Raw genomic sequence first — 12,961 nt, 5'->3', positions numbered from 1 at the left:
AACAAGGAGGTTATGTGTGAAATTAGCCAAAATATTAAACAAGGGAATGGGGATATTAGCCATATGCTCTACACTTTGTTTAAATCTACCAACAAATCTTCATGGAGTTGAATACGCAACCCCGTACGATTGCGAATTTCGAGATGAAGCTCAAAATCCGGCGAATGTGCCGCCTCAATTTATGCATAATCCGGAATCTCAATCCACTGGATGTGAATATCCTTGTTGTCCTCAACCCGATCCTTGCTGCAGAAGTTCTTCTCGGTGGCAAATCATTAGTAGTATCATTTTAGGTGCCGCTGCAGGTGCAATTGCTGGGTATGCTTCAGGAAATGGAAGAAGGGGGAGCAGAGGTTCTGACGGAATTCCAGGGGCGCAGGGTGATCCTGGGGCACAAGGCCCAGCTGGAGCAACAGGTCCATCAGGCGGGCCCCCGGGACCGACAGGACCAGCCGGTGCCACAGGGTCTCAAGGGCCTGTAGGAGCACAAGGACCCGCAGGATCACAAGGATTGATTGGGCCTCAGGGACCTCAAGGGATTGCCGGTAACACAGGCGCGACAGGACCAGCTGGACCGACAGGGCCAACTGGACCTGCTGGAGCAGCGGGCGCTATTGGGGCGACAGGAGCTACCGGAGCAACAGGTGCGACTGGGGCAACGGGTGCTACAGGAGCGAATCCCTTTACACCGGATGTTGGAGCAAGCTTAACCTTTAACTTCAACATGACACTTGGATTAGGTTTATTTAGTGTTGGACCAACTCCCTACGTGGTGACACCAGATGGTACGGTATTGACTGCACTACCATTTGATCCGACCATCATTATTTTGCAAAACAGACAGATTGTCGTGAACAATCCAGTGTTTGGAAACTACACAATGGGTGTGCAAACAGCACCGGCGTTGTTAAACGTGAGCTTGAGCTTACAGAATAACGTTGTGGCCTTTAGACCGCCGGCATCAACAATCACTGTTGCAGTTCCCTTGGCGATTACTCTAGGTGCATTGGCGCCTGCAACACAATTTGCTGCCGAATATGATTATGGACCAGCGGGAACAGTTCCCCAATAATCCATAGAATGATAAAAGACCTCTTCTAACAGGTTTGTCAGGAGAGGTCTTTTGCTTTAGTGAATTGAGTAAGGGGGATTAAAGCTATTGAACATTTGCTTAGCCAAATTTGCATAGCCTGATACAGGATCTTCTGTATCTTTCAAGAATCGCTTTTTTTCAGGGTCAGCTGGATCCAGGGGGGCAAATTTAGGCATAGATTGACGATCTCGGATATGCATCAACATTTTTCCTAACATGTTAAAACCTTCTCCATTATTGTTGTCAGACCAGTAATAATCTTTGCCTGTCTTATTATTGTGTTCTAACAAATAGGCATCGTTTGTCGCGCGGAGTAAGCCGTTAAAAGTTGGATCTTTGAACTTATTCTCTAAGATTTCCCACATGGCCTTATCTCTTTCCCCATTTCGCCAATTGACCGGAGATATTTTATACTTTTTCCAGGCAATCTCATCTAGTCTTCTGCTAATTTGGAAGGCACCTTCTCCATCCGAAGTAAAGAAGTTGTTCTGCGTGGATTTCATCGCTTTTTCCAGTTCTTTAGCTACGGGTTGACCTTTATTTTGTTGAATGATCAGGTCAAACTTTCTCCATTGAAAAGCGGCTTCAGCACAATCGAATTTTTTTCCAAAAACAGATAATTTATTAGGGCAAAGGGCAAAATTTCCAAGAAATTCAGATGGCCCAGATTTATAAAACCCAATCCAACCATATGCTGCAGCTATGGTGCTAATTTCTTTTTCTTTTAGTGTTTGAGTTGGCACATTGGTACTCCTACTGGTGCTCGATGAGCTTCCACTTTTTAAAAAGGGATCGGGGTCTTCAGACTTTCCAAATAGCTGGCCAACAAGCTTATTTGTTTCATCGACCTCCAATATGAGAAAAAGTTCTTCCTTCATCCTTTGTATGGGATTTTCAGAATCTTTTACTTGGTTATAAACCTCTATAACATGCCCAATTGATCGAGGATCAATGTTTAAATCTTGGCAAATCTTTCTGATTTTATCTTCAGAGATAGCTGTTGGATTAACCGAGCTAAAAAGCTCAATGATTTTATGGTTTTTAATAGCGCGGTAATCTTTTGAGCCTATAATTAGTGATGAAAGGCCATTCTTCATTGTTTGCTGTGGGTTTTCGCTGGCAAATGCTTTGTCAACTAGCTCCATTACTTGATCATATGCGTCTTTGCCGATCTTTCCATCTAATTTCTCCTGGATCATTTCACGAATTTTAGGCTCAATCCCTCCAAAAGCATTTGCAAAAACGTTTGAGATTTTCACGAGATGTTTGGGATGATTTTTATTGTGAATCAGAATTTTTGTGCCGATTTTTGCGTAAAAATCATTCCAGTTCATTTTCTTGTTGTGATTTTCCAGTGAAATGTGGTTTTTTTCAACAAATTTGACAATCTTATCTAGGTTATAGCTTTTGAAGCCGAGAAACATTTTAAAGCGAGTAAAAGCATTTTTTTTCTCTGCTTTTAGTTGTTCATTACCGGTTTTATCTTTCGTCAGGCGCAATACATGGGGTTTATCATTAGAAGGATTAGTATATGTAAATATAGCGTTTACACTGTTTTGTATACTCATAAAATTATTGATCCTCATTATTATTAAATTATAATTTACATGTATTATATATTAAATTGTTGCCGTTTGTCAAAAACGAAAGTAAAAGAGAATGAAGTCAGCGATATATTTTTATTTGGAGTTTTCTTTAGTTGGAGACGTCGAGGAATTTTACACTTTGACGAATTTTGCAAATACGGGTATACTCAATTTCTTTAAATCCTAAAAAAATTTCATGATTTAACTAAAATTTAGAGGAAAAATGGCTAAAGAAGCTCCAGTTAAGAAAAAAGAAAGAGTCCCAACACCCCTAAAGCGTGATTTGCAGAACGAAAAACGTCGTTTGAGAAACAAAGCGTTTAAGTCTAGCGTTCGTACAGCAATTCGCCAATTCGAAGAAACTGTTGCGAAAAAAGATCCTGCTTTAATTACAGAACGCTTGAATGAAGTGTATAGCCTCATGGATAAAGGCGTAAAAAAGGGTGTGTACAAACTCAATAAAGCTAGCCGTACAAAATCTCGTTTGGCAGCTCACGCAGCAATTCCTGCATAATTCAATTTTAAGCCTGCATGTTTCTACATGCGGGCTTTATTTTTGTATGTCTTCCCCCTTCTTAAATTTCTTATTCTTTGACGTTTATTTCCTTCAGTTATTCGACATGAAAGACCAAAGTGCTTGAACATTATTAAGTATAGGGGCTAAAAAAGAGTACGATCATTTACCTTTAACTTTTTGGAGTTGTGCATGAGGTTTCTGCCCAAATTTTTGGAACCCGCCCCGATTCTTCCAGAAATTCAAGATCCTGAAGAAATTAATAAGCAATATAGATATTGGCGCATCCGCATTTTGTATTCGATGTTTATTGGATATGCATTGTTTTATTTCACTCGAAAAAGCTTTACTTTCGCTATGCCGGGTATGATTGCTGAGTTGGGCTATGACAAAAGTCAGCTAGGGATTTTAGCGAGTGTTTTTTCCATTGCTTATGGAACAAGTAAATTTGCTAGCGGAATTATATCTGACCAATCGAATGCACGCTACTTTATGGCAATTGGGTTAATGATTACAGGTGTGATTAACATTTTGTTTGGAATGTCATCGTCGCTTTTCTTGTTTGTCTTATTTTGGGGATTGAATGGATGGTTCCAAGGTTGTGGGTGGCCTCCTTGTGCGCGTCTTTTAACGCATTGGTATTCCCATTCCGAAAGAGGTTCTTGGTGGTCGACTTGGAATGTTTCTCATAATGTCGGGGCTTTTTTGATTCCATGGATTGTCGGTTTTTGCATTTATTATTTTGGTGGCTGGCGTGCGGGGATGTACGTACCGGGGATAATTTGTATCTTATCTGGCTTTTTTCTCATTAATCGACTTAGAGATACACCTCAATCTATCGGTTTACCTCCCGTTGAAAAGTTTCGCAATGAAGGGCAGGTTGATGAAAAAGATGAGAAAAAAATCTCGACAAAAGAAATTCTCGTTGAATACATTCTAAAAAATCCCATGATTTGGCTTTTATCCTTTGCTTATTTTTTTGTGTATTTTGTGAGAACGGGGGTTAACGATTGGACCGCACTTTATCTCATTGAAGTTAAGGGGTATACACAATTGAAAGCGAACGGATGTGTCTCGCTATTTGAAGTCGGTGGCTTTTTTGGGAATTTGGTGGCGGGTTGGGCCTCTGATTATTTCTTTTCAGCAAGAAGAGGGCCTGTTAACGTTCTATTTTCCGCTCTAATGCTCTTGGCAATTTTAGCTTTTTGGCTAGTCCCTGCAGGATATCCGTGGTTAGATTCCATTTCGATGTTAGCTCTGGGATTTGCGATATTTGGACCACAATTATTAATTGGCGTGGCATGTGCGGAACTATCTCATAGAAAAGCGGCAGCTACAGCGACGGGCTTTGCTGGGTGGTTTGCTTATATGGGGGCTGCAGCTTCTGGATATCCTTTAGGAAAAATTTCTCAAGATATTGGCTGGTCAGGCTTTTTTATCTCGTTAGCTGCTTGTGGTATTCTTTCCATCTTACTGCTTTTACCGTCTTGGTCGGTGACTGAGCGAGGAAAAGTTGTTGCAACGGATGATTCAGCGGCAGAAACTGCTTAAGGAGAGGCGTGTAAATTGATTTAATAAGGGCTCAATGCCATGAAGTTTAGATGTGCACGATAATCCAGGTGAATGCAACATGGGTGAGGGGTTGCTGGTCAGTCTATTATGCACTTGGATCTGCGTTTAATTCCTTGCTATAAGGAAGATATGGATGATCCACGGGGCGGAGTGCGCGGGGGGTATTCCACAAAAACAAAAATAGGGACATTGCGATGTATAAATTGGTTATTTTTGATTGCGATGGTGTTTTAGTGGATAGCGAGATGATTGCGAATCGTATTGATGCAGAGGCTTTCACAGCAATTGGTTATCCCATTACGGCAGAAGAAAGTATTAAGCAATTTGTGGGGATGAGCACAAAAAGTGTGTGTGAAAAAAATTTTGAATGAGTCCGGATGCCAGATTTCCCCTCATTTTTTCTCAGAACAACAAACGGCTGTTTTAGAAGCGTTTAAAATCGAATTGTGCTCGCTTATTGAGCCTGTTCTCGAATTTTTGACAGCGCAGTCAATCATGCGTTGTGTCGCCTCTAGTAGTTCCAAAGAGCGCATTTTTCGCAGCTTAGAAATCACCGATCAAATCCGATTTTTTGAAACCAAAGCGATTTTTTCTTCTCAGCAAGTGAGTCGGGGAAAACCGGCTCCCGATCTATTTTTATTGGCAGCAAATCAAATGGGATGTGCTCCCGCAGAATGCCTTGTGATAGAAGATAGCTCAGCCGGCATTCAGGCGGCTTTAACTGCCGGAATGGATGTAGTGGGTTTTATGGGCGGTAGTCATGCAGGCTATGATTGGTATCAACAAAAAGTCATACCATATGACATTCCCATGGTTTATCATCAAAATGAATTGCTTGAATGGATAAAAAAACATTTTCTCTCGTCATAAAAATTGACAAAATTCCACTTTTTTACGTGCTCTTTTGGGCTTAAAGATGGTATAAGAAGTTGTTTTCTTTTAGCATTTTGAGGTTATTGTGGATAAAAAGCGTTTGATTCACGTTTGTTTTATTTTATTTTTTTGTTTATCTGGAGCTTTTCTATGTGGAGAAGGCTTCAATTTTCCTGAGCCCGATCAAGTGATCATGATTAGAATGCGGGATGGAAGAGAGCTTCCTACTGCGATTTATTTCCCGTCCAACTATGAATCTGAAAAACTTCCTTGCGTTCTCTTGCGCAATCCAGCAGGACCGACAACGCCTTTTGCATTGGCACATGTGCCATTAAAAGAGCGTGGCTACGTAGTCGCCATTCAAACGACGCGCAGTGGATTAGATCCTGAAGGCAAATCTTTTCCTTTTCTAACAGACGGGTGGGGTGAATTGCAAGACGGCTATGACACGGTTGAAGGGCTAGCAAAATGTCCCTGGGCAAACGGGAAAGTGGGCACAATCGGAACATCAGCGATGGGGATCACCCAATTACTTATGGCACCTTCTGCGCCTCCCTCTTTAAAATGCCAGTATGTGCGTTTTGGGCTTGCGAGTATGTATCACCATGCCACTTATCCCAATGGGCAACTCTTAAAAAACCAGGCAGAACGTTGGCTTGGCTACTGTGCTCGTGATCCAGGTGTACACAGTTATGTTTGCACTCATCCTCACTATGACGATTTTTGGAAGCAACTGAATACCATGGACGTGGCTCATCAAGTCAACGTCCCAGGGGTATTGTATGGCGGGTGGTTTGATACATTTATTCAAGGAACGATTGATGCCTTTGTTTCTCGGCAAGAGCAAGGAAATGTGGGGGCCAAAGGTAAGCAAAAGCTTGTGATTGGTCCTTGGCATCATTTTTGGCCATTGACTATGGCTTTGGGGGACTTTCAAGTTCCTGTTGCAGGCATTGCTCCTCCTGTTGACGTCTCGCCAGAACGTTGGCTGGATTTTTACTTAAAAGATGAGAACAATGCCAATGACTGGCCAACTGTGCTTTATTATGTGATGGGGCCGTTTGATGGAACGCCTTCAAAAGGGAATACATGGAAATCAGCCGATCAATGGCCGCCTGCTGCAAAAGAAACGCCTTTTTACTTCACGCAAGATAAAGCGCTTAAAAGTACACTATCGACAAATCAGGGAAGTCTGACTTATTTTTACGATCCCAATCATCCTGTTCCGACTATTGGTGGAAGGAATTTGTTTTTGGAATCGGGACCTAAAGATCAACGTGAAATTGAAAAAAGAGACGACGTTGTGGTTTTTACTTCCGCCCCTCTTGAAGAAGATTTGGAAATTACGGGTCGATTAACGGCAAAGGTGTATCTAACTTCTTCTGTTTCTAATACGGATGTCTCCGTGCGTTTAAGTGACGTTTACCCAGATGGAAAAAGCATTCTGATTGCTGATGGTCAATATCGCCCAGGGATTCATTCAAAAGATGAAGTTTTGGATCCTTCTAAACCTTTAAAGGTTGAAGTAGATCTGTGGTCTACTAGCCAGGTTTTTGCGAAAGGCCACTCGGTACGTGTTGTCATTACGAGCTCAAATTATCCACGCTTTGAAAAAAATCCTAATATTGGGTTATTAGGAGAATATTCAGGCAAATCGACAATCGCGCGCAATGCGATCCATGTGGGAAATGAGTGTCCTTCATGCATCATTTTGCCAGTTGTGGATAAATAAACAAAAGGCGAGCGCATGAAAGCGGTTATTTTGGCTGCTGGAGCAGGGAAAAGGCTGGGAAGCGAACAGGGTCCCAAGCCTTTGACTAAGTTGTTAAATGGGCAATCGATTCTGGAGCTACAACTAGAGCGCTTAGCTCCCTATCTTTCCATCCACGATACATTAATCGTGGTGGGATATCAGAAAGAAAAGGTGTTAGATGCCTTTCCAGATGCCCTATTTGTCTATAATGCCCATTTTGCCGAGGAAAATACGGCAAAAAGTCTATGGCGCGCATTTCAAAAAATTGATGATGATGTTCTTTGGATGAATGGCGATGTGGTCTTCCATCCTTCTGTGCTTGAAAAGGTTCTAGCCTATCGTGCGACTTGCATGGCGGTCAATATCGAAATTGTGGGGAAAGAAGAAGTTAAATATCGTACCAAAGAAGGTCGTTTGATTATCGAAATTTCAAAAGAAGTGGAGTATCCCGAAGGAGAAGCGGTAGGGATTAATTTTGTCTCTAAGCAGGATTTGCCTTTGCTCCGTGAAAATCTTAAAAAGTGTCCAGATAAAGAGTATTTTGAAAAGGCCATTCAATGGAGCATAGATTCTGGGATGCGAGTGGCACCTATAGAAATTGCAGCCAATCGTTGTATAGAGGTTGATTTTCCACGTGATTTGCAAAAGGCTAATCAACTAATAGCAGATTGGATGAAAGAGGACAAATCCACATAATTTGTGGCCTGTCGATGAGGTTTTTTTTGGATTTCCAACAAATCTTCAAGGGGAATTTCAGTTACTTCATAGCGCTGATGCAATGTTGATAGCATTTGTGCTTCCATCTGTTCTTTTGTGGAAAATTGCTCTTTTAGGGTGCAGAGAAAATCGGTATGCGCGCGCGCGTTACGATAATTAGGGGTCTTTTTGGGTAGAAGTAAATAGTCCATTGCAAGCGGATCGAAGTCCCATAAAAAAGATGTGTGATGCGAGATGCGGTCACGTCGAATGTACTGTGCGTTGCCTCCAAACTTGCGAGTTCCAAATACGTAATCATTTTCGAGTAGTTGAAACTCTTCCCCACAAAAAACATTTGTATAAAAACGCTTAGCCCACTGGTGGATATGCTCAGGATAGGCGGGTGCTTGTAAAAGATTGTTTTGTACAATAAAAGAAACAAAATAGGTATTTGCATCCACATAAACAGTCCCTCCTCCACTATAGCGACGAATGACTGGAATGGGTGTTTCTTCGAGTTTAGAAAGATTGAGAAGATGCTCAACTTGTCCTGAAATGCCCATCACAATGGCCGGTTCAACAGACGCATTAAGCAAGCACCAATTGCGCGAATCTGTTCTTAACAATGCTTCTTCAATTTGCAATTGTTGAAAGATTGAGCAGCCTTCTAAAAAAGCGATGTGCATGAGTGGTTTTTCGAATGCACTTAATCCTTGCATGGATGCCTTAAGTTTCTATTGTGCGAGGTTTAGCGAGGGCAATCATCAAGATGGAAATGTCAGCAGGGGATACTCCTGAAATGCGGGAAGCTTGTCCAAGAGTAAAAGGAAAGTGCTTTTTCAGCTTTTCTTTTGCCTCATTGCGCAAACCTGAAACAGATGAGAAGTCGAATTTTTCAGGAATGCGGATATTCTCAAGATGCTCAAATTTGGCGACTTCTCCTTTTTGCCTTTCGATATAGCCGGCATAAGAAAGATCCAATTCGATTTGCATGTTGATATCTTCACCATGATCAATCACATCATCGGGATAGTCATTCAATAAGGATTGATAGGTGATCTCAGGTCTACAGAGAAGCTGTGCTAAAGAATAACCCTTACCATTTAACTGTTTAAAGACTTTTCCAAGACGTGCTGTTTCTTCCTGCATCATTTTTTTTTTATGTTGCAGGCGCGCATATTGTTCAGTATTGATAATCCCTTTTTCGTAGCCATAATGGCGGAGACGGAGGTCTGCATTATCTTGACGAAGTAAAAGGCGATGCTCTGCACGGCTGGTAAACATCCGATACGGTTCATCAAGTTTTTTTGTGATCAGGTCGTCAATCATGACACCAATGTAAGCTTCGCTTCTGCTTAGAATTAAAGGTGGTTGACTTAGAGCTTTGCTCGCGGCATTAATCCCAGCAATTAACCCCTGGCCCGCAGCTTCTTCATAGCCTGAAGTTCCGTTGATTTGTCCCGCTAAGAATAACCCTTCTAGGTGTGTTGTTTCTAGAGAAGCAGTCATCTGCCCACTAGTCACATAATCATATTCAATCGCATAGGCGGGGCGCATGATTTCTGCGTTTCTAAGCGCAGGAATACTCTGAATAAAAGCAAGCTGAACATCAAAAGGAAGCGAGGATGAGACACCATTGACATAGATCTCTTCTGTTTGCAAGCCTTCCGGTTCTAAAAAGATTTGGTGACGCTCTTTGTCAGAAAAGCGGACAACTTTATCTTCAATCGAAGGGCAGTAACGCGTGCCGATCCCTTTGATTTGGCCCGAATACATGGGTGAGCGATGAATATTCGCTAAGATAATTTGCTTGGTTTCTTCCGTTGTATAAGTAATATGGCAAGATACTTGCGGAAGGCGAGGACGCTCCACCTCATCAAACGAAAATTTAACGTTTGGATCACCAGGTTGTTCTTCAGTTAAGCTGAAATCGATCGAACGGCGATTGACTCTTGGTGGAGTGCCCGTTTTTAAGCGACCAAGTTTAAACCCGAATTTTTCAAGACTAGCCGAAAGTCCGACTGAAGGTTGATCTCCCGCGCGGCCACCCGAATAGTTTGTCTCTCCAATATGGAGAAGACCGCGTAAGAAAGTTCCTGAAGAGATGATCAATGTCGAGGTGTAATAGATGATACCTTCTTTAGTGATCACGCCTTGGATGCGATCATTTTCAACGATCAGATCCTCAATAGTGCCTTGTTTGATCTCTAAATTAGGTTGTTTCTCGAGGCGGTATTTCACTTCCATTTGGTAGGCATTTTTGTCCGCTTGTGCGCGGGGGGCCCATACAGAAGGTCCTCGAGTAGAATTGAGCATGCGGTATTGGATGCCAGTGACATCCGTCACTTTCCCCATGATGCCACCTAAGGCATCAATTTCACGAACGATGTGTCCTTTCGCAATTCCGCCAATGGCAGGATTGCAACTCATTTTCCCGATTGTATCGAGATTCATGGTGAGTAGGAGTGTTTGAGCACCCATGCCGGATGCAGCAAAAGCGGCTTCGCAACCTGCGTGGCCTCCGCCCATGACTATGACATCGTATTTTTTTGGAAATTTCCACATATTCAGTTACTTGATGCAAAGGAACGTTTTTCCTTCCCGCGCAGCATTAAGTCGTTTGCGGGAAGGAAAGACTACCTATTTGGTTTTATGACGATCGCGGCGGCTGCGTTTTTTACGCTTATGCTTGGATATTTTCGCCTTTCTCTTCTTTTTTACAGACGACATATTGTCTCCAGTTAGATCACGATTAAAATAAATCACAGAAATGCTGTGCTTGCGCAAATGAAGCAAAGTAAAGCATTTGTGTTGAATTCACCCCACGTATGGTATTTCAAACAATAATAAAAAGTAAAGGGCTATTTTTCCGCATATCGCCTCTCAAATACAAAATCTTTATCGAGGGAAAGAGGTAGTGTTAAAATAGGGAATATTTCTAAAATCTTTTGCATGTATGAAAGCTAAAGAAGAGCTACCCAAATGATGATCAAACGTTTTTTTATTTTATTTATGCTTTCAATTAGTCTCTTAAAAGCAGACGTCCAAAAAACGGAGTCTATTTCACAAGAGGATTTCAAAAAAACTTGAAAGTTTTTTTGATTCTCTCATTGCTGAGAAAAGCCTGTTTCGAAACTTTTCCTGTGCTTTCAAAAATTCTAGTTAACAGCACTATAAATATTTTTATGTCATCAGGGCTGCTCTAGTAGCTGCGAGCAGTCTATGCACCGTCGGTGAATAGCTTCACAAAAGTTTCAAAGTAATGTTTTTCTTTAAAAGCTTTTTGAAGATTAGATTGGGCGTTTCTAAAGCATTGCACAATCTTCTTATTTTCTTTTTCATTCGATTTGTGATCAATGACCATGCAACCGGGAATTAAATAAGTACTCAAATATCGATTCCATTCTGAGAAGTGTAAAGGAACTAACTTTTGAATAGGACTTCTGTTTGTAAAGGCTATCGCATTATTTCTTCCGAATCCTAGCAAGATTCCCAGCAAAATTGGATTACGGGCGCTGATATACTCTATTCTTTTTGGATGGCAGAGATCTTCTAAAAAATTATTAGCAGTTAGGTTTGAATTTGAATCTTTCTGAAATAAATCTAGATTTTTCTCGATCACTTTTTTTGCTGCTTTTTTGTTTATGATCACGAGGATGTTATATTCGGCTATAAATCTAAATGCAAAGTGCTTAGAAGAAAAAAGGTGTGCGTATTGTTTCCAGGTATTCCACCCATTCCTTTCAATCGAGTAGGTATATCGTTTAAAAAAAGCAGGGAGTATAAATGGTAACGGAATTTTCGAAAGGTCATAAAACTGTTCAATAGAAACAGGTTTTTCTCCACATAAGGTGTATCCAATCGTAGAATGATGGATTAAATAATCAAAAAATCTTTCAAGTTGTTGAAAATCTTTTTGAGAGACTTCCGAAGTATATGCTTGTAAAAAAACAATTTGTAAAATACTGGAATAAAATAAAAAATTTTTCATTTAAGAAAGTGCCTGCAGGATTTAACTTAATTACAGAACATGAGAACGCACAATCAGTGTTAAATACTTGCCCTCTTGTCTTCAGAAAGAAAGAGGGCTTTTCAAATGAGATAAGATTGCTAAAAGCTTTAGTTATTGTTTGCCTGGGCAAAGAAGATTAAAACAAAATCCACAAATTAGCGGAAATCCGCATCTCCAGCAATTTTCAGAAGACATTTTAACTGTGTCAAAATAGACCCCTTCTTCATCCATTTCTAAATGGTTAGTAGGAATTAACTGCTCTTCAAAATTGATGAAAATTCCATTTTTAGCAATTTGTACCAACCCTGGTTTTAAATAAATTTTATTGCCATCAATTTTAGCAATCGAGCAGTTGTCATTTGATGCATAAGAAAATGCGGAGATTGAAATAAAAATCATTAGAATAAAAAAAATAATTGGTCGATAAATCTTAGTCATAATGTTTCCTTTTTGTATAAATTCAAAAAAAAAACAAGTAGTATTTAAAATTTTTAATTTTAAATAGAGTAAGAAAAATAATCAACGCTTTTAGATTTTTTTCTTACTCTACGAATCGCAAACGTCTCATGTCTAGCAGATCTTTCTTATTAGAATGCCCTGATCTTTATGTATGGATACCCGACATTAATCTATAATTTGTATCCTTCTTCAGGATAAAAGGAATGCCAGCGAACTCATAATTGTAATGATGATTTTCGTTTACAATTTTAGCTGATCTTTTCAACAATCTCTTTTTTTGATAAAATTTTCCTTTTCTGATCCTCATTTAATCGCTGTGACCAATGTATTTCAGTATGGTAAGCCAAGATCCGATCAAAAGTGGGAGACGCAAGCTTTACAATGACTTTTTCCTTTCTGTTTA

12 protein-coding genes are annotated in these 12,961 nt (G+C 40.5%); 7 read left to right on the top strand and 5 right to left on the bottom strand.

The window, feature by feature from the left end:
- The first annotated feature begins 16 nt into the window (after window positions 1–16).
- Window positions 17–1,072: a collagen-like protein gene (locus AOM43_RS13940; protein WP_013925563.1), complete on the top strand. Its 1,056-nt coding sequence runs from the start codon at window positions 17–19 to the stop codon at window positions 1,070–1,072.
- 56 nt (window positions 1,073–1,128) lie between these two features.
- Here the strand turns inward: AOM43_RS13940 and AOM43_RS06375 are convergent, their stop codons facing one another.
- The gene (locus AOM43_RS06375) at window positions 1,129–2,661 is read right to left on the bottom strand and encodes an NADAR domain-containing protein (RefSeq protein ID WP_059359501.1); all 1,533 of its coding nucleotides are present in this window, start codon (window positions 2,659–2,661) and stop codon (window positions 1,129–1,131) included.
- 241 nt (window positions 2,662–2,902) lie between these two features.
- Between AOM43_RS06375 and rpsT the strand changes: the two genes are divergently transcribed.
- The 6 genes from rpsT (at window position 2,903) to AOM43_RS06350 (ending at window position 8,087) form a co-directional block, all read left to right on the top strand.
- Window positions 2,903–3,193 (top strand): 30S ribosomal protein S20, encoded by a 291-nt coding sequence (gene rpsT, locus AOM43_RS06370; protein ID WP_006341433.1) that lies wholly within the window; start codon window positions 2,903–2,905, stop codon window positions 3,191–3,193.
- A gap of 192 nt (window positions 3,194–3,385) precedes the next feature.
- Window positions 3,386–4,744 (top strand): phosphoglycerate transporter protein PgtP, encoded by a 1,359-nt coding sequence (gene pgtP, locus AOM43_RS06365; RefSeq protein WP_006341434.1) that lies wholly within the window; start codon window positions 3,386–3,388, stop codon window positions 4,742–4,744.
- Window positions 4,745–4,959: 215 nt separating this feature from the next.
- On the top strand, window positions 4,960–5,136 hold the full coding sequence (locus AOM43_RS13935; protein WP_264358350.1) for an HAD hydrolase-like protein: 177 nt from the start codon (window positions 4,960–4,962) through the stop codon (window positions 5,134–5,136).
- Window positions 5,117–5,635 (top strand): HAD-IA family hydrolase, encoded by a 519-nt coding sequence (locus tag AOM43_RS06360; RefSeq protein WP_264358349.1) that lies wholly within the window; start codon window positions 5,117–5,119, stop codon window positions 5,633–5,635. Before AOM43_RS13935 ends, AOM43_RS06360 begins: the two co-directional genes overlap by 20 nt.
- 88 nt (window positions 5,636–5,723) lie before the next feature.
- Window positions 5,724–7,370 carry a CocE/NonD family hydrolase gene (locus AOM43_RS06355; RefSeq protein WP_006341437.1) on the top strand — a complete coding sequence of 549 codons (1,647 nt, stop codon included), beginning with the start codon at window positions 5,724–5,726 and terminating at the stop codon, window positions 7,368–7,370.
- Between the two features lie 15 nt (window positions 7,371–7,385).
- On the top strand, window positions 7,386–8,087 hold the full coding sequence (locus tag AOM43_RS06350) for a phosphocholine cytidylyltransferase family protein (RefSeq protein ID WP_006341438.1): 702 nt from the start codon (window positions 7,386–7,388) through the stop codon (window positions 8,085–8,087).
- On the opposite strand, the gene AOM43_RS06345 is transcribed toward AOM43_RS06350, so the two are convergent.
- The 4 genes from AOM43_RS06345 to AOM43_RS06325 all read right to left on the bottom strand — a co-directional run bounded on the left by AOM43_RS06345 (window position 8,045) and on the right by AOM43_RS06325 (window position 12,537).
- Window positions 8,045–8,806 (bottom strand): lipoate--protein ligase family protein, encoded by a 762-nt coding sequence (locus AOM43_RS06345; RefSeq protein WP_006341439.1) that lies wholly within the window; start codon window positions 8,804–8,806, stop codon window positions 8,045–8,047. The two genes, AOM43_RS06350 and AOM43_RS06345, sit on opposite strands and share 43 nt — an antisense overlap.
- 7 nt (window positions 8,807–8,813) lie before the next feature.
- On the bottom strand, window positions 8,814–10,652 hold the full coding sequence (gene mnmG, locus AOM43_RS06340; RefSeq protein WP_006341440.1) for a tRNA uridine-5-carboxymethylaminomethyl(34) synthesis enzyme MnmG: 1,839 nt from the start codon (window positions 10,650–10,652) through the stop codon (window positions 8,814–8,816).
- 655 nt (window positions 10,653–11,307) lie between these two features.
- Window positions 11,308–12,078 carry a hypothetical protein gene (locus tag AOM43_RS06330; protein WP_059359499.1) on the bottom strand — a complete coding sequence of 257 codons (771 nt, stop codon included), beginning with the start codon at window positions 12,076–12,078 and terminating at the stop codon, window positions 11,308–11,310.
- A 132-nt stretch (window positions 12,079–12,210) separates the two neighbouring features.
- Window positions 12,211–12,537, bottom strand: a complete 327-nt coding sequence (locus tag AOM43_RS06325; RefSeq protein ID WP_226987429.1) for a hypothetical protein — start codon at window positions 12,535–12,537, stop codon at window positions 12,211–12,213.
- Window positions 12,538–12,961: the final 424 nt, after the last annotated feature.

The organism is Parachlamydia acanthamoebae, from assembly GCF_000875975.1.
GTDB classification, from domain to species: domain Bacteria; phylum Chlamydiota; class Chlamydiia; order Chlamydiales; family Parachlamydiaceae; genus Parachlamydia; species Parachlamydia acanthamoebae.
The sequence above is the reverse complement of the archived record's forward strand: the minus strand, read 5'-3'. Positions and strand labels throughout refer to the sequence as shown.